Source organism: Vibrio qingdaonensis (assembly GCF_026191675.1).
Lineage (GTDB): Bacteria > Pseudomonadota > Gammaproteobacteria > Enterobacterales > Vibrionaceae > Vibrio > Vibrio qingdaonensis.
Map to the genome: position 1 here is coordinate 242,337 of NZ_JAKRRY010000001.1, position 16,073 is coordinate 258,409.

A 16,073-nucleotide genomic window follows, 5' to 3' on the forward strand; every position below is an offset into this window, starting at 1 on the left:
TAAGTCCACCAACAACACATAGCCCCCCCACAAACCATATTATAAGAAATAATACGGAACTTGTTTCTTTAGATAGGACATTTGTTTTCCCTAGCCAAAACGAACTCATAATAAGTAACCAACAAATGAATGCTAGCAACTGATACTTCTGACCTAATCGCATCCGTGTATCTTAACATCACAAAATTGAACACCAGCAGCTATGCCACTTCCAGGACCAACAAAACCTTTACCAACGCCCGCCCCGTCTTGAGAAAAATCAGCAGAAACCCCTCCAGACAAAAGCCCCGCTTCTCCATAAGCCCCTGAATAACTAGCGCCAGCACCAGCAATCGCCCCTAACCACCACATAATAAACCCTGTTAATTTAATATAAATACACATAAAGCATATGCAATAATTAACATGATTTAGATACATTTTAAAAACCAAATCAATTAATATAAATTAATTATGAGCCACATCTCAAAATTAATAAAACTGTCTTATTTATCAATGGTAACGCACTATAAAAACAAGACAAAAACAATAATTACCCCTATATAAGATTTCGACACAAATCAAATCACCCCACCTAAAAAACACACTTACGCATTATTTAATAACCACAGAAAAACAGTGTACAACCAGGTAACATTTCATTGAGATATTCAACAATATAATTCACTATTCACACAGGCCAGATATTGCAAATACAATAGCTTAGATTAGTGACTTTCAGGTTTTCACTAATACTGCCACTATAAACTATCGAGTCGGAAGTAGATTCTAGCTAATATGGACAAGCACACCCAGCAAAGAATGTGGCACTGATATATACATAACGCAAAATGTGAAAAGCAAGTTAAAATAACTCAACACCAATTAATACACTTGTACAACATGACTATCTATTACAACAGCACGAAGCCTTTTACCTGATTGGTTATTTTTTACCGCAATGGTATCACCAATTAACCCGCTTTCTAGCGCGGTGCCTTGCGTTTGTAAACTGAAGGTTTTGGAGCGATACACCACATTAACGGGTAAGCCCTTCTCTACATCGTAATCTAGATAAAAGCGTGACGTGGTCAGCAGCTCACCTTGACTCAGCGAACGTTTAACTTTGCTACCCACCAGTTGATTCGGTTCAAAGAAGACTTTTTGGTCTTTGGATAATGTCACGGACTGAAACGTCACATCTTCATGTGATAAGCGCTCGCCTTTCTTTATCGCGCGCGTCGTGATAGCGGCCTGGACGGTAATCCTGCTTGTTGTCGTTGCGGCGGTTGTCCATCCTTCACTAGGACAGTGAATAGACCATTTTTGAGTACCGAGCTTGATTTCACTTTTAGTCGAGACCTGTTCTACGCCAGAGCATGAGGGGAGTTTATTCAGCGCTTTTGAGAAGCGCTGCTTTACCTCAAGTTGGTATTGTTGAGGATAACGGTACCTCATTGTTTGTTCTATCTGGTTTTCAATAGCAATAGACAACCGACCTTGTCGAGTGAGTGGCTGTTGCTTAATATCGTTGGCAAACACAGACCCTACGCTGCACAACCCTATAACGGTGGCGAGCGTTGATAGCACCATATCAGAGCTAGACATTGATCCTTAACTTGTGTTTCGCCAGCGCTTCTTCCATCACTTGGTGTTGTAGAATCATCACACTGCCTTGTCGAGCAAGCTTTTCCTTACACACCATGACGGATGCCTCAATTTTTTCGTCCATCGCGGCAATTTTCTCTTTAAGTCGCCCTTTCAGCTTAGTCTGAATAACGTTGGCATATTGCCTATCTTGGCAACCGAGTTTTTTCGCCATTGCAAACCGGGCAAGATCCACTTCAGCCAATTGATGCGACAAAGAAATGATTTTTTGATTAAGTGACTCCAAGCGCTGGTATTCCCCCTTCAAAACAGCGTGTTTAACTTCATCTAAGCTGTCTGACAGTTGTCGAGTGTATTGCAGCATTCTCTGTCCATAATCGATATAGCTGAGCATTATCCTCTTATTTGCCATGATCAATTCTCACCAGTACTTTTGCGAGTTCATCCATATCAAACGCTAATTCCCCGGAGGCAATCTGCGCTTTAATGGACTCAACTCTGCTGGTATCTATATCTCCTACCCCATCAAATAACCGTTTCGCGTTATCCATTAAGTCAACTTCGTGTTGAGATAGATTAATCGACTTAACGGGCGACTTTTTATCGGTCTCGGCCTTTTTGTTCTGAATAACATCAACCTGTGACTGCGGCACAATATGTTTAATGTTATCTACCTTGATTTGGCTCATCGTATAGCCCTCACTTCACCCACTCATCTAACTATAACGGCAATTTTGGCAGCCTGTTTCATATTTTCTTCAACAATTTAATGACATTATCTCGAGTTGGTCCGGTAAAGCCTCGTTGTATCGATGTTAGGGATAACTCTGGGTTAGTTTTTAAATGCTCTTTGAAACTGCCGAACTGTTGTAATTCCGGATGAGTACAAAATGCAATCAACTGATTCGCTTTCTCTTTTTTATTTTTCAGCACTTTGGATAGTGCTCGATACATCAAATTCACCCGTTCAATCAACCAACTGATTTGCTCTATCGCCCCTTCTTCGTTCACGGGTAAACGTGTGATGTGATCAAGTAATGGAAACAACGGCTCTACATTCACTGCAACAGGTGGACCTTCCGCGTATCTCCCCCCTTGCCCTGAAACATACACTTGGCCATCCCATTGACGCCAGTGCTGATCTTGCATCCCTACCACGAATTGTTGCTGCGAGTTAATTCTTAACTGCAGATGCGCGTAGGCAAACATTAACTTAAATTGCTCGACTAATACGTCTCTTTCTTCTGTTCTTTCAAATGCTAAGGCGACAAGCCGATTATTAATATACAAAGACACCACTTCATCCCGAAAACGCTCGCGATTAAGATCTAAACCAGGAATCGTGAACTCAATGATCGGATGATCATTTTGAATAGGCGCAAAGGACACATCGACCACGTGCTGATCAAATAAGCGCTTTTTACTCCAAAAGATGAGCTTCTTTTTAATGGCGTCGATTTGATTGGCTTGCTGAGGGGTGTACTGGGGCAATTCTGCAATTTGGCGAAGTTTTAATAGCTCACTGGCGACAGTACGTAACACTTCCCCCGCCATTAATAAGCGACTGTACATTTTATGCGAATCGGACACCTCAGCAATGAGCTTAGGTCGCTCCTGCAGATTCATCGTCAACATTTGCTGTTTTAACAGACTGGCGGACGACGGGCGTGTTTGCAGCTTATCTGGCTTTTTGATCTTGCCTGTCGATGTCGCGTTGACTTTGTTTCTATTGTTCGGGATACCGGTCAGTTTCATCACGATGCCCTCCTAGGTCAACCTTGGCTCATTAGCGAAATTGAGTTTGATAATGTCTTCGCTTTGTAGCTGCTTAACGATATCAATAATGTCTTTTCTCGCTTGTTCCACTTGGCTCACTGGTACCGCCCCAATACGAACGAGGTTTTCTTTAAGCTCTGTCGATACTCTTAACGGCATAGAATTGATGATGTATAAGCGGCAATCTTTGTTTGTCCCTTTGAGCGCATACGCCCAAAGCTCTAAACTGACACGTTCATTAATGAGGTTGATGGTTTCCAAATCTTGATTAAATAAGGTGAAAAAATCAAACATAGCCTCTTCCACCAGCTCTGCGGTTTCTTCATCTTGATCATGTAAAAATTGAAATAAATTACTTTTGTTGCCTGAATAACGATTAATCAGATTCGCGACCACTTTCGAACCTTGCAAACTGGAAGACCCGCCACTGTGATAATTGATTTTGCACCGATCAATTAAGTCTTTCAGGGTCTCCATCAATCCGGAGGTCAGCACCTGCGTTTTGGAAATTTGCAAAATAAGCTCGTGACACTGCGCTTCACTGTACTCTTCCATTACTTTTGAGCTGTACTCTAAAGGGAGGTGAGCAATCAATAATGCTTGCAGATTAATGTGCTCTTTTTGCAGGTCATTCACCAGTAAATCTGCTGGAATCCATGCTAACTTTTCTGCGTGTGAGCGTATTTCATCACCATAGATTTCGGATACTAAATCTCGTGCCAAATTACCATTCAGTGTTTTTTCTAACACGTTGGTGATGTAGTTTCTTGTCCCGCCGAGAATGCCTGAGTGCTTACGAAAATCATCAAAAAATCCCGTTAGAGACACGAGCGCATCCTTCGCTTTGATGTCCTTCATTTTACTCATAGCGTGCGTGATTTGTTTTATCTCTTCATGTGTGAAGCCTTTCAGCACATCTGCGCCAATGTCTTCGCCCATCGTCAGCATTAACATTGCAACGCCATCTACTGACTGGTAAGTCTGTTTACCATCCATGGTATGTCCTTCTATGCTTGAATCCAGGTGCGTAATATTTCAGCCACTCGATTGGGGTCTTCTTTCGCGATTAACTTAAGGTGTTTAATTTGTACCTCTAGTGGGCTATCCGCAGATGGAAGGTTATCATCCAGCGCCTTAATTCCTGTGGCATCAATGCCTAAGGCTTCCAGTTTTGACTGCAGTGCGACTTCTGCAACTCGCTCTTCCTTAGTAATAACATCACTGTCGTAGTCTACATTTTCAGCGAGTTGGTCCTCTCGCTCGGCAGATTTTGTTAAATACTGAGCCAAGGGTTTTAACACCACCATAATCATGAGGCCACTCAACATCACCCCTAATAAATATTTGATTGGCTGCATAATATTCGTATTTTCAAACCACGGTATTTTCAATGCATCGGGTACGGCCGCGACAACAAATGGAAAGTGAGTAATGTGGATGACGTCACCGCGTTCAACCTCAAAGCCAATCGCAGAACGGACAATATTTCCAATATTGGTGAGTTCTTCATCAGTCCACGTTTGTTCGCCATTCGCCATATCATTCACCACCACCGAGACTGAGAGCTTTTTCAATACACCTTGCTGGTGTTGGGTATGCCTAATTTTGCCACTCACCGCATAATCTCGAGAGGTTTCACTGCGGTTCACTTTGGCGTTGGGATCGGGTTGTGGCTCTCCATCAGTAACCGGAGGTGTGTTACTTAGTGCGCCTGGAATACCGAGGGCCATTGAAGATTCATTCACGTCATTCAACAGCGTTTCTTTGCGCACTACAGGGTCAGCGTAAATCTCTTCCGTTTCTTCTATCTTCGAGAAATCAATATCACTGGCAATTTGAACCCGAAAATTACTCGCCCCTAAGATAGGTGTGAGCATATCGGTTGCCTGAGCCACCAAGGTGCGCTCTACGTTGCGTTTATAATCGGTCTGCTTACCCGTGGTCACGGTAATGTCACCTACGGTGGCGTCGTTTGACAATAAACGGCCGTGTTGGTCTATCACCCTAACGTGTTCCGATTTCAAACCAATCACCGCTCCAGACACGAGATTAATCACCGACTCTACTTGAGCAGGTTTTAAATCCATACCATTAATAATATGCACAATGACTGATGCTCTTGGCTGCTCTGCCTCTTCACGCATGAATAGGCTTTCTTTGGGTATCGCCAAATGCACTCTGGCTAAACTCACAGCGCTCATAGTGGAAATACTGCGGGCGAGTTCACCTTCAAGCGCATGGCGATAGCGGGCACTTTCCATAAACTGACTTTCACCAAGACTCTTTGAGTTGTCGAGCGACTCAAACCCGCTTGGAAGCTGCTCTTTCAACCCTTTCGACGCTAATACCATGCGTATTTTTGCCACATCCCGCTCCGGGACGAGTATCTGACCATCATCCTGGCTTAACTGATATTTAATCGACTCTTCATCAAGCATTTGCAGCACTTGGCTAGAGTCGTAATTTGCCGATTGACTATAGAGAGGACGAAACCTTTCCGCTGACGTCCAAAGCATAATGACAATAATCGCGGCGGTAATGGTCGCAAAAATAGTAATAATAATGACATTACGTTGAGAGCTTTTCCAAAATCCGGCCACCCACCCTGAGACTTTGCCCAGCTGCACTTTTGCCGCCCCCATCTCGTTGGTCAATGCCGGCTTACTTTCCAGTTCTGCTGCCATTGCCGTTCCCCTTTGCTAAATTGGCATCTTTATGATGTCTTCAAAATTTGACACCATTTTATTTCGCACTTGCATGAGTGCATTAAAAGAGAGCTGAGCTTTTTGCGCTGCAACGGTGGCACCGATAAGATCATCACTTTTCCCAAGGTCAACCGCGGTGACTTTTTCAGATGCATGAGATTGGTATTGATTAACGGTATCTAACACCCCTTTCAATGCCTGACCAAATTCCAATGACCCTTGCGATATAGGGTTAACATCTGACAATGATTGCCCTGACACACCATGAACAAAGGGTGAGGATATGGGTTGATTAGACAACGGATTGGTTGCAACTTGCTGCCGGACTTCCATTTTCCCGACTAACTGTTGCTGTAATTCCATTACACTGATTTTATCCATTGCTCGGTCTCCTACTGCCTGTTATTTCGCGTATTGTTATGCGGCACGAATCTATTTACCTAACCATCTATTTACCTAGCCATCTGTTTATCTACCAATCTATTTACTTACTAACCTGTTTACGTACTCACTTATTTACGTACTAAGCGAATTTCTACTCGGCGATTCTTCTCTCGTCCTTCTCGCGTTGCGTTGTCATATTTAGGGTAACGATCGCCATGCCCTCGGATCTCTAACATGGCTTTCGATACACCGTTTTCGACAAACCACTGCGCGACGTCCGAGCCATTTTGTTTCGCGACCTGCAAGTTGCTGACCGAGTCTCCTGTGTTGTCGGTATAACCGTCAATGAGCACCTTAACGATGGCGTTGTCTTTTTTTATTAATGTGCTGATGTCGTCTATCATGTTTTTTTGCTGCTCTGTGAGCGTCATTGCCCCTTCTTTGAACTGCAATTCAACACGTCGGGCATGCTGAAAATTCACTGCTGGTAATTCGCGTTGGCATTGATTGAAGGCTTGCAACGCTGGTTTAAAATTGGTGGTCGGGAAATAGACGTCAAAATCCATCGCATTGATGTTAAACCAGGCGCCGCGTGTCATATCTTCTAGCATATAAGCCGCGCCATGACTGGCAATCAAGGTGCTCCCTTCTAGCTCCACATCCTCAATCGTTGTGGTGGCATAACCTGTTGCGTTTGCCCATACTGGTTTCGTGGTATTAAACGAGGTAGAAGTAGGAAGCGCTCGACCACTTTGCCGCTCCACTCTAATCTGAAGTGGCTGGGCGGCGATGACAACAAACTGAACATCAAAGCCAGTATGTGGATCGCTCGATTGTAAAGTGCAGCGATCGACGTCTTGTCCATGACGCCATTGAACACTATCAAACGGGACAATATATCGCTGTGCAAATACCTGAGCTGAAAACCCAATAAGTAACAGGACTAGCCCTAGTGTTTGGCTAGTCACCATCAAATTATTACTGTTTATTTCACCCGCTCTGCGCATCCTTCGCCCCATGTAAGATCAAATCAAATCAAATAATGAGATACCAGCAATCTGAATAAAGGTCTTTTGTGTCGCCTCTAAGGCGATCATACTTTGATTCAGTTCCACCGATGCTTGAGCGTAATCCAACGCCTCTAGTTCTGTTTTTACTGTTTCAGCAAAAAACACCATGTCGATACTGGTTTCTTTCAGCCTATCCAAAGAGTTGTATTGGCTGCCTATGTCAGTGAGCGTCAATAACACGTTTTGATGAAGTGATTGATTACTATCAATCGCGCTTTTCATCGTGGGAATAAATGTCGCCGACGGTACTTCTAATTCAGCGATTGCGTTGTCTAAATCGGTAAAAATGGCGCTACTGCCAATCACATCGCTGACGGTAATATTATTCGCCACGTATTGGTCATCGCCGACTTTAGTCTCTCTATAATCACCATTCGTGTTCATGGTATAAGGAGGGAGGATGTCGATGGATGGGTTTGAAATATCAGTGCCAGAAAACAAAAAACTGCCGTCGTTTGACTGATTTAACGTAGTGAGCATTTCACTCTTAAGCGATTTGAGCTCCAGGACTATCCCTGCTCGGCTGTGCTGGTCTAGCGTGCCGTTTATCCCTTGTAGCAACAGTTCATTAACCTGCTGAGATAGCTCTTCCAGTGTATCCACATTGGTTTCGTAACGGGTCAACTGGGATTGGACATTATCAATATTCCGTTGGTACTGCTGGTTGTCCGACATGGTCTTTTTAAGCCCTTCTAGCCGCACTGATGCGATAGGATCATCGGACAAATGATTAAGTTTTTTACCGGTAGACATTTGCTCAAACACTTTATTGAGCCTGATGTTGTTGTCCATTAGTGAACGCTGCATCACCGCATTAAATTGAGAATCTGTCACTCGCATCATTTGCTCCTAAAATGCCTGCAGAAGAGTTTGAAACATCTGATTGGCAGTACTAATCACTTTCATGTTGGCTTCATACGCATTGAGGTAAAGCATCATGTTCGCGGCTTCTTCATCAGAATTAACCGCACTTAGACTGTCGCGTACCACTTGGGCATCCTCTAGACTGATCTGCGCAGCGCTCGCTTCACTTTCTGCCTGTCGAGTAAATATCCCTATTTGTCCCAACAAACCCGAATAAGCGCTATAAGGCGTTTGTCCGACAACGGACCCATTGCTTAACGTCGTTTGCGACAACTGAGATAGTGACTTCAGGGTATCGCCGTTACCGGCGACGGAAGGATCCGATGAAAAAGCGAGATGTTGCGCCGACAGCGTCGAATCAATGGCCAATGACGCCGCTTCGCTTCCGCCGGTATAGGTAAATAGGTCTCGACCCACCGAGCCATTAAGATCAAACCCAGCATTGAGAACAGAATTAACACCACCAGCAAAGCCTAGCGCTAAATCGTTGAGCGTGGCTTTAATCGGTTCAAACTGCAACTGCTTCAGGCGCTCCATGGCGCCAAGCTCTCCACCTAAAGAAGCGTCCACTGAGGAGGTCATGGATTGGAAAGACAGCGTCAAATCTGTGCTATATGGATCCCCATTAGATAAATCCCTTGCTAATGAACCAGAAAAACCACCAATCACCAAAGGTTGACCATTAGGGGTGGAGACTTCAACGCCACCTGACTCCATATAAATCACTTGAATATCAACCGATGTTGCCAATTCATTTAGATGCTTATCCATGGCATCTTGCAAACCCGCCACGTTTTTTCCAAGTAAGGCGTCTTCTTGCAGTTTTTGGTTTAGCTTCGCAATGCTCTCTAACTGGCTGTTTACATCCATTATTACAGCGCTATAACGTTCAGATTGTGCGGCTTCTTGCTGATTTAGCTGTGAATAGATGGAATTAAATTGTTGTGTCAACGCGTCCGCGTTGGTTAATACCTGTTGACGAAATGCCAAGCTTTCCGGCGCGACACTGGCTTCATCAATTGCAGCAAAGAATTGATTCAATCCTTGAGTTAAGCTGAGTCCATCGGCTCCTAACAGATTTTCTAAGCTCGATAATCCACTGTAATAGGTCTGCGTATACTGGGATGACTCGGTTGCTTCTCTTAATCGATTGGTGGTGGACTGTTCAGCAATTCTTAGAATACCGTTCACTTCCACTCCCGCCCCAAGATTCATTCCGTTAACGAAATTACCAGAGGAAGTGGCGTCAAAATTGACAATCTGCCGACTGTAACCCGGTGTATTCACGTTGGCTGTATTTTGCGCGGTGGTATTAAGAGCAACACGATTTGCCAACACACCACTTAACCCTATATTCACCAATCCCATTATTCTTGCTCCTTAGCGAGTGTCATCTCATTTACACTCATCAACTGCGATGTCTTTTGTTTAGTGTTGGATACCTGAACGCCTAAATCTGGCACCTGAGCCGACAACTGCTTATAAATCATTTCTGCTAAACCGAAAGAAGATTGTTGACTGATTTGCTGTGCCAGTTGTGCATCTCGCATTTCTTGAAACATGCCTGCTGATTTGATTGAAAGAGGGTTGTCATCGTCACTAAGCACTTCACTTGCGGCGCGCATTCTTTTCAGCATTTGCTGCAAGAACAGCGCTTCAAATTGTTGTGCGGCGGCAATCAGCCCTTGCTGTGAATTGTCATGTTTCAACTGTGCCAGAGAGACGTTATCAAGATAAAGATGCGAAGGCGCCGATGAGTGTGGCAACGGAGATGGATTATGTAATTGTGGATAGCTAAATGGTTCAGCACGCTGGGCGCTGCTTTGAAAAGCGTCTTGCGTCGCCAATCCGATGGGGTTTTGTTTCACGACCGTTGACGTAGCGATATTCTGCTTAACTATTATCTTAGGGGTAACGGCACTCTGCGCCGCCACACTAGGCTTTAACCGCGGCACGCCTTCCTGCCCTTGCTGATTCGAGTTCGTATCAGCCGCTATTTTAGCGGTGACAAAACGCTCTACGATTGAGTGCTTTGCTATACTGGTCAGGGCCGTTGAATCAATCATTAGATCACCACCAAATCCCCATTTATCGCGCCAACTTCATCAAGCGCTTGTAATATTTGCATGAGTGCTTCTGGAGACGCACCGATATTGTTAATGGCATCCACGATTTCTTGTAAATTGGTTCCCCTTGGCCACACCATCGTCGTCGCATCTTCTTCATCTATAGTAATTTGGCTATTTTGAACCACGGCGGTTTCCCCTGCGGTATTGAACGCCCCTCCGGGCTGAGACACCGATTCTGACTCCAATATCGTCACGGTAATCCCTCCTTGGCTTACCGCCGCCTCAGATACCGTGACGTTCTGACTAATGACCACCGTCCCCGTTCGTGAATTGAAGACGACCTTAGGTAACTTTCGTCCTTCATCGACTTCAAGTGCCTGAATCATCGCCACAAACATCACTCTGTCTTCGCTATCTTGTGGCGCAGATACTTCCACTTGTCCTTTATTTATCGCCTTAGCGACCTGACCGCCGAAGGTTTGGTTAATCACCTTGGATATATTCAGCGCCGTTTCATAATTGGGTTGCTTTAATTGCAAACGAATCGTGGGATCGCTGTCGAACCCTGAGGTGATTTCTCTTTCAAGCGTCGCGCCATTTGGAATTCGCCCCACTGTTGGCGTGTTTCGGGTGACACTCGTGCCATTTTCTCCAGTAGCATTAAAGCCTCCCACCACCAAGCTACCCTGCGCGACGGCATAGACCTCGCCATCAATACCGCGCAGTGGCGTAAGTAATAATGTGCCACCACGAAGGCTCTTCGCATCCCCTAGTGATGAGGCGGTCACCGTCAGTGTTTGACCCGCTCCCATATGAGGTTCAACCGACGCGGTCACACTTACCGCCGCCACATTTTTCAATTTAGGGTTGGTCGCATCGTCCAGCTGGACACCGAACTGCTTGATCATATTCACCACCGATTGCTGAGTGAATTTGACCTGAGACTTATCACCGGATCCATCAAGCCCAACGACTAACCCATAACCAATTAACTGGTTTTGCCTGTCGCCGTACACCACTGATATTTCAGCGATAGGTCGAGCGCCAAAAACCGTTAACGGCAATAAACACAGCACAAGTGCCACCAAGCTAAACCAGTTGGTTAGATACGCACAGGGGAAGAGCCAAGCATCAATGCTTTTACCAAAACCCAAATGGAGTGGACGTATGACTTCCATTAAAACGGCATCCAAGGTGAAGTAAAAAATTGAGTGAGCCAACCTGCGGTATTACTGTCCGCAAACGTTCCTCGACCGGCATAGGTAATGCGTGCATCAGCGATTCGCTGTGAAGACAGGGTGTTATTGGCTTGAATATCATCGACACGAACGTTCCCAGTAAGACGAATATACTCGTCGCCTTGGTTTAATTTCAGCCACTTCTCTCCCCGTACTCTAAGTACACCGTTGGGTAATACATCGTAGACGGTTACGGTAATAGAGCCCGTTAGCCTGTTACCCTGTGACGTTGCAGCTGCGCCATCAAAGTCACGACTGGCATCTAGCGCCACCGTTCCTTCGTCGTAGACGGTTGTGCCCAATGTTGGTGCCGAGACAGTGACATTGGAGTCCTTACCAAACTGTGTGGAAGCACTTTTGTCTGATTCGGTTTTTTCATCTAAAACGACGGTTAATATGTCCCCAACTCGATAAGCTCGACGATCTTGAAATAACGTCATGGCGGTAGTCCCCGTATAAAGGCTGCCTTTGCTTACTCGCGTCACATTATAATCAAGCTTTGGTGGCGCATAGGCTTCGTCATTAGGAGAAGGGGGAATAAAATCATCAGAGCGCCCAGCACAACCACTGATTCCCATTACCATCAGAGCTAAAATAGCCATCAACAATGTCGTGCAACCTTGTCTGATTAAGGCCTCACTCTGAGCTACCAACACATGAACAAGGCCATTCTTTACATTGACAACTTGCGTCTGTCGCATCGTAATCATCCCTAACCGTATCTTCACCTTTACTGAGCTATCTAGGCTTGCTGCGCAATATATTGCAGCATTTCATCGGCGGCACTGACCATTTTTGCGCTCATTTCATACGCTCTTTGCGTCGCAATCATGTCTACCATCTCCTCGACAACTTGAACATTGGAGCCTTCGAGTGCGCCCTGCTTTAGCTGCCCAGAGCCTTCGGTCCCAGCGACTAGCTCTACCGCTTCACCCGAGCCTTCTGTTTCTAAAAATAAATTGCCCCCCTGCGCTGAAAGACCAGCAGGGTTCATAAATTTCACGATGGTAATTTGCCCTAAAGCCTCTTGATTAACTTGCCCCGGAATCGTTGCCGTTGCGACACCATCGGCGGTAATACTGACTAAGGTGGCTTCTGGTGGAATAATGATTTCAGGGATCAGCGGATAACCTTGCGTATTCACCAGTTGACCATCTGAATTAGCATGAAATTGCCCGTTTCGGGTGTAAAGTAACTCTCCATCAGCATTTTCTATTTGGAAAAAACCATCACCCAAAATGGCAAGATCAAACTGCTGATTAGTATTTTGAATACTGCCTTGCGTGAAGACTTTCTCTGTGCCAACCACACGCACACCGTTACCTAATTGCACCCCTGTTGGGTGTTCATTGAGTTCGCTGGTTTCCGTTCCTGCTTGTTTGTCCACGCTATAAAATAGGTCTTCAAACACGACGCGGTCTCGCTTAAAACCAACCGTATTGATGTTCGCTAAATTGTTGGAAATAGCGGTCATTTTTGCATCTTGAGCCGCCATCCCTGTTTTAGATATCCATAATGCGCTGTGCATATCGACCTTCCTTAAGCCTTAAGTAACTGATTGCCAATTTGAGCAATTTCATCCGCAGATGCCATAACTTCAATTTGCATTTCATACTGCCTAGTTAATGACATGATGCTGACCAGTTCTTCCAAACTTGACACGTTACTCGCTTCTAAATAACCGGAGCGAACCAGAACGGTAAAGTCTTCATCGAGTTCTTCGCCATTTTTGGCAACAAAGTGACCACTGGCATGCATCGTCATATCGGCCGTATCTGGCTTCACCATTTTTAATGAACCCACTTCCAATGACGCCTCTCCACCAATAGGCGTGACAGATACCAACCCATTTGCGCTCACACTGACAAACTCAAAATCAGGAAAGATCATCGGGCCATCGGTAGACATCACCCGTCGCTCACCAAGATATAATTGCCCTGCGCCATCCAAGCGAAAGTTTCCCGCTCGTGTATACAATTCATTAGGCTCGCCTTCTAGCCCTTGCAGCGCAAAGAACCCCTCACCATTAATGGCGACATCCAGTGGCCGCTCAGTGCGAATATCTTCGCCCTGAGCAAAATTATTAATGGCGGAATTACTACGCGATGTAACTGAAGTTAAAAAGCCTGATCCCTCCAACTTCATTGGGGTCGAATGCTCCATCAAGGCTTTAAAACCAATGGTGTCGGCATGGGACAAATTGTTGGCTCGAACATGCTGAGCCAACATGGTTCGTTCCGCCCCTTTGGCGGCACTAAATAAAATGGGGTTCATAATCTACACCACGTTAAAAAGTGCTTGGGTGAGCTGATCAGACGTCGATATCGATTTCGTGTTGGCTTGATAGTTACGCTGCGCTGTCATTAACGCCACTAACTCTGAAGTGAGATCAACATTTGAACCCTCTAGCGCCCCTGACGTTAAGTCACCGAACACGCCACTGCCTGCGGTTCCCAATACTGGAGTCCCAGAACTAAAGCTTTGCAGCCAAGCGGTATCACTTGTCTTAATGAGGTTTTGAGGTGATGCAAAGTTGGCAAGCACCACTTGGCCCTGCAACTGAGATTGCCCGTTGGTGTAAGTTGCAAAAATACGACCGTCGTTTTCCATTCGCACACTGGCATAATCACCCGAGGTGTAACCATTGGGGCTATTTTTGGATACGACGAAATCACTGCCATATTGCGTGACCGATGACAAATCAACATTAACCGTCACGCTGTTGGCGCCATTCGCAGGATTAAATGTAATCGGGTAAACCGTTGTCCCAGCAGCATCAATAGTACCGTCAGCGTTAAACGAAAATGTTGCAGTATCGGTCGTGGTTGGAGCGCCGGCGGGTATTAAGTTGTCTGTACCATCAATGGCTTGGCCATCAACCAATACGTGTACCTGCCAATCATTGGCTGCCGTTTTCACAAAGTACTGGCTCATGGTATGAGGATTGCCCAAAGAATCATAAACGGGCGTGGTATAAGAATGGTTGTAAGTTGACGAGTCGCTATAGTCGAATGCCAATGCTGGCGCGGCCTCTCTGGCATCTAGATTAGCGACAAACTCGACGCTGTCCGACTCCTTAGCTTGTAAGGATGCGGTACTGATTTGAACCGAGCCGACCGAGCCAAGCAATAAATTATTATTAGCATCAACGGAATAACCTTGTAATGACCCACCGTTATTGGCGGTAATCATGCCATCGGCATTCATGTTGAATATACCAGAGCGCGTATACAAGGTTTGCCCTTTGCTGTCTTCTAGAACAAAGAAACCGTTACCAGACAGTGCCATATCTAACGAGCGTCCGGTCCCTGTCACCGTGCCACTTTTTTCAAAGTTTTGCGATACGCCGACCACTTCAACACCACCCGCTTCACTACCACTATAAACAGAAGCAAACTCTGTTCGTGATTCTTTGAACCCCGTGGTGGATACGTTCGCAATATTATTGGATATACTATTTAGCTCTGAGTTCGAGGCATTTAGCCCACTCAATGCAATACTAAAACTCATTGTGCCTTCCTCTTCATCTTAAAAGAGGCTATCTCCACCCAGACATCATCTCGTGGAGAACGACAGCCATCACCTTACTTACAAATATTGGTCAAAGACCAAACCTAAAATTGACTAATTTCCTCGATTACTCCGTTACTGTTACTCAAATCAATAACCAATCTACTGAGCAAACGCTGCCACATCATAAAACGCAACTTGCCCCACTCCCGTCACGTCTATCTGACTCGTTCCCCCGACCAAGGGTGTAGTGACTTGTTGAACTTTACCTTGTTGGTAAATTGCAGGTTGATATTCCTGCCCCTGATCCAATTGCACTCGCATCTGGTACACGCCATTTAAACCCAAGTTATCGGCGTCAAAGGCGTAGTCCACTCGACCTGCTGGATGAGCGCCCAGTGGTAACGCTTTTACATTGCCGACGGCATCGATAAGCTCAATTGTCACATTGTTCGAGGAAAGGGTGAGATCCAAATACCCCTGATGGCGGCTGCTCGATGAAGCAATAAGTTGGTCACTTTTAACCGTCACCGTTTTGTCCACTAACGCGGCGGTGCTCAGCACCTGCAAATTATCCAACATCGTCGTATTCGCTTGCATAAGCTGCACCAAATTCTCAGAGCTTTCCACTTGAGAAAACTGTGCCAGTTGCGCCACATATTCCGTACCGTCTGTGGGATTCAACGGATCTTGATTTTCAATCTGAGCCACCATCAAGGTAATAAATTCATTCTTCAGCGCCCCTGCGCTGTTCGGGTTACTTTGTGGTGGCGATGTTGATGCCGATTCGATAGTGGTTGCCTGCGCCGCGCCATTAATGGTTGTCATCTGCCATTCCTTGGTTATTGTCAAAGTCTTAAGGTCTCAAGG

The 16,073-nt window shown here is 45.4% G+C and carries 18 protein-coding genes; all 18 read right to left on the reverse strand.

The genetic code is table 11. The features are described 5' to 3' along the window. Positions 1–153: 153 nt before the first annotated feature. The gene (locus tag MD535_RS01040) at positions 154–351 is read right to left on the reverse strand and encodes a hypothetical protein (protein ID WP_265673041.1); all 198 of its coding nucleotides are present in this window, start codon (positions 349–351) and stop codon (positions 154–156) included. A 513-nt stretch (positions 352–864) separates the two neighbouring features. Beyond that, positions 865–1,587: a flagellar basal body P-ring formation chaperone FlgA gene (gene flgA, locus MD535_RS01045; protein WP_265673042.1), complete on the reverse strand. Its 723-nt coding sequence runs from the start codon at positions 1,585–1,587 to the stop codon at positions 865–867. Further along, positions 1,580–1,981 (reverse strand): hypothetical protein, encoded by a 402-nt coding sequence (locus MD535_RS01050; RefSeq protein ID WP_265673043.1) that lies wholly within the window; start codon positions 1,979–1,981, stop codon positions 1,580–1,582. Before MD535_RS01050 ends, flgA begins: the two co-directional genes overlap by 8 nt. Positions 1,982–1,988: 7 nt before the next feature. Next, a complete protein-coding gene (locus tag MD535_RS01055; RefSeq protein ID WP_265673044.1) occupies positions 1,989–2,276 on the reverse strand; it encodes a flagellar biosynthesis anti-sigma factor FlgM in 288 nt (95 codons plus the stop codon). 58 nt (positions 2,277–2,334) lie between these two features. Next, complete coding sequence (locus MD535_RS01060; protein WP_265673251.1) at positions 2,335–3,342, reverse strand: hypothetical protein; 1,008 nt, start codon at positions 3,340–3,342, stop codon at positions 2,335–2,337. A gap of 12 nt (positions 3,343–3,354) precedes the next feature. Then, the gene (locus MD535_RS01065) at positions 3,355–4,359 is read right to left on the reverse strand and encodes a FliG C-terminal domain-containing protein (protein WP_265673045.1); all 1,005 of its coding nucleotides are present in this window, start codon (positions 4,357–4,359) and stop codon (positions 3,355–3,357) included. An 11-nt stretch (positions 4,360–4,370) separates the two neighbouring features. Then, positions 4,371–6,047: a flagellar basal-body MS-ring/collar protein FliF gene (gene fliF, locus MD535_RS01070; RefSeq protein ID WP_265673046.1), complete on the reverse strand. Its 1,677-nt coding sequence runs from the start codon at positions 6,045–6,047 to the stop codon at positions 4,371–4,373. Between the two features lie 15 nt (positions 6,048–6,062). Further along, complete coding sequence (locus tag MD535_RS01075) at positions 6,063–6,449, reverse strand: flagellar hook-basal body complex protein FliE (RefSeq protein ID WP_265673047.1); 387 nt, start codon at positions 6,447–6,449, stop codon at positions 6,063–6,065. Positions 6,450–6,580: 131 nt separating this feature from the next. Continuing rightward, on the reverse strand, positions 6,581–7,459 hold the full coding sequence (locus MD535_RS01080) for an OmpA family protein (RefSeq protein WP_265673048.1): 879 nt from the start codon (positions 7,457–7,459) through the stop codon (positions 6,581–6,583). Positions 7,460–7,477: 18 nt separating this feature from the next. After that, positions 7,478–8,365, reverse strand: coding sequence for a flagellar hook-associated protein FlgL (gene flgL / locus MD535_RS01085; RefSeq protein ID WP_265673049.1), 888 nt, complete (start codon positions 8,363–8,365; stop codon positions 7,478–7,480). A 6-nt stretch (positions 8,366–8,371) separates the two neighbouring features. Continuing rightward, on the reverse strand, positions 8,372–9,754 hold the full coding sequence (gene flgK, locus MD535_RS01090; RefSeq protein ID WP_265673051.1) for a flagellar hook-associated protein FlgK: 1,383 nt from the start codon (positions 9,752–9,754) through the stop codon (positions 8,372–8,374). Continuing rightward, complete coding sequence (locus tag MD535_RS01095) at positions 9,754–10,452, reverse strand: rod-binding protein (protein WP_265673053.1); 699 nt, start codon at positions 10,450–10,452, stop codon at positions 9,754–9,756. Before MD535_RS01095 ends, flgK begins: the two co-directional genes overlap by 1 nt. Further along, positions 10,452–11,633 (reverse strand): flagellar basal body P-ring protein FlgI, encoded by a 1,182-nt coding sequence (locus MD535_RS01100; protein WP_265673054.1) that lies wholly within the window; start codon positions 11,631–11,633, stop codon positions 10,452–10,454. Before MD535_RS01100 ends, MD535_RS01095 begins: the two co-directional genes overlap by 1 nt. Further along, positions 11,633–12,295 (reverse strand): flagellar basal body L-ring protein FlgH, encoded by a 663-nt coding sequence (flgH, locus tag MD535_RS01105; RefSeq protein ID WP_265673252.1) that lies wholly within the window; start codon positions 12,293–12,295, stop codon positions 11,633–11,635. Before flgH ends, MD535_RS01100 begins: the two co-directional genes overlap by 1 nt. Before the next feature lie 140 nt (positions 12,296–12,435). Then, positions 12,436–13,221 (reverse strand): flagellar basal-body rod protein FlgG, encoded by a 786-nt coding sequence (gene flgG, locus MD535_RS01110; RefSeq protein WP_265673055.1) that lies wholly within the window; start codon positions 13,219–13,221, stop codon positions 12,436–12,438. Positions 13,222–13,232: 11 nt separating this feature from the next. After that, positions 13,233–13,967, reverse strand: coding sequence for a flagellar basal body rod protein FlgF (locus MD535_RS01115; RefSeq protein ID WP_265673056.1), 735 nt, complete (start codon positions 13,965–13,967; stop codon positions 13,233–13,235). A 3-nt stretch (positions 13,968–13,970) separates the two neighbouring features. After that, on the reverse strand, positions 13,971–15,203 hold the full coding sequence (gene flgE, locus MD535_RS01120) for a flagellar hook protein FlgE (RefSeq protein ID WP_265673057.1): 1,233 nt from the start codon (positions 15,201–15,203) through the stop codon (positions 13,971–13,973). A 162-nt stretch (positions 15,204–15,365) separates the two neighbouring features. Next, the gene (locus MD535_RS01125; RefSeq protein ID WP_265673058.1) at positions 15,366–16,031 is read right to left on the reverse strand and encodes a flagellar hook capping FlgD N-terminal domain-containing protein; all 666 of its coding nucleotides are present in this window, start codon (positions 16,029–16,031) and stop codon (positions 15,366–15,368) included. Positions 16,032–16,073 lie beyond the last annotated feature (42 nt).

Bases quoted from the DNA above. Each gene is read 5' to 3' on its own strand.
- MD535_RS01065 (WP_265673045.1), bottom strand. From the start codon at position 4,359: ATGGATGGTAAACAGACTTACCAGTCAGTAGATGGCGTTGCAATGTTA.
- MD535_RS01080 (WP_265673048.1), bottom strand. From the start codon at position 7,459: ATGCGCAGAGCGGGTGAAATAAACAGTAATAATTTGATGGTGACTAGC.
- MD535_RS01060 (WP_265673251.1), bottom strand. From the start codon at position 3,342: ATGAAACTGACCGGTATCCCGAACAATAGAAACAAAGTCAACGCGACA.
- MD535_RS01095 (WP_265673053.1), bottom strand. From the start codon at position 10,452: ATGATTGATTCAACGGCCCTGACCAGTATAGCAAAGCACTCAATCGTA.
- flgG (WP_265673055.1), bottom strand. From the start codon at position 13,221: ATGCACAGCGCATTATGGATATCTAAAACAGGGATGGCGGCTCAAGAT.
- fliF (WP_265673046.1), bottom strand. From the start codon at position 6,047: ATGGCAGCAGAACTGGAAAGTAAGCCGGCATTGACCAACGAGATGGGG.
- flgE (WP_265673057.1), bottom strand. From the start codon at position 15,203: ATGAGTTTTAGTATTGCATTGAGTGGGCTAAATGCCTCGAACTCAGAG.
- MD535_RS01125 (WP_265673058.1), bottom strand. From the start codon at position 16,031: ATGACAACCATTAATGGCGCGGCGCAGGCAACCACTATCGAATCGGCA.
- MD535_RS01115 (WP_265673056.1), bottom strand. From the start codon at position 13,967: ATGAACCCCATTTTATTTAGTGCCGCCAAAGGGGCGGAACGAACCATG.
- MD535_RS01075 (WP_265673047.1), bottom strand. From the start codon at position 6,449: ATGGATAAAATCAGTGTAATGGAATTACAGCAACAGTTAGTCGGGAAA.
- MD535_RS01055 (WP_265673044.1), bottom strand. From the start codon at position 2,276: ATGAGCCAAATCAAGGTAGATAACATTAAACATATTGTGCCGCAGTCA.
- flgH (WP_265673252.1), bottom strand. From the start codon at position 12,295: ATGGCTATTTTAGCTCTGATGGTAATGGGAATCAGTGGTTGTGCTGGG.
- MD535_RS01100 (WP_265673054.1), bottom strand. From the start codon at position 11,633: ATGGAAGTCATACGTCCACTCCATTTGGGTTTTGGTAAAAGCATTGAT.
- MD535_RS01050 (WP_265673043.1), bottom strand. From the start codon at position 1,981: ATGCTCAGCTATATCGATTATGGACAGAGAATGCTGCAATACACTCGA.
- flgK (WP_265673051.1), bottom strand. From the start codon at position 9,754: ATGGGATTGGTGAATATAGGGTTAAGTGGTGTGTTGGCAAATCGTGTT.
- flgA (WP_265673042.1), bottom strand. From the start codon at position 1,587: ATGTCTAGCTCTGATATGGTGCTATCAACGCTCGCCACCGTTATAGGG.
- MD535_RS01040 (WP_265673041.1), bottom strand. From the start codon at position 351: ATGTGGTGGTTAGGGGCGATTGCTGGTGCTGGCGCTAGTTATTCAGGG.
- flgL (WP_265673049.1), bottom strand. From the start codon at position 8,365: ATGATGCGAGTGACAGATTCTCAATTTAATGCGGTGATGCAGCGTTCA.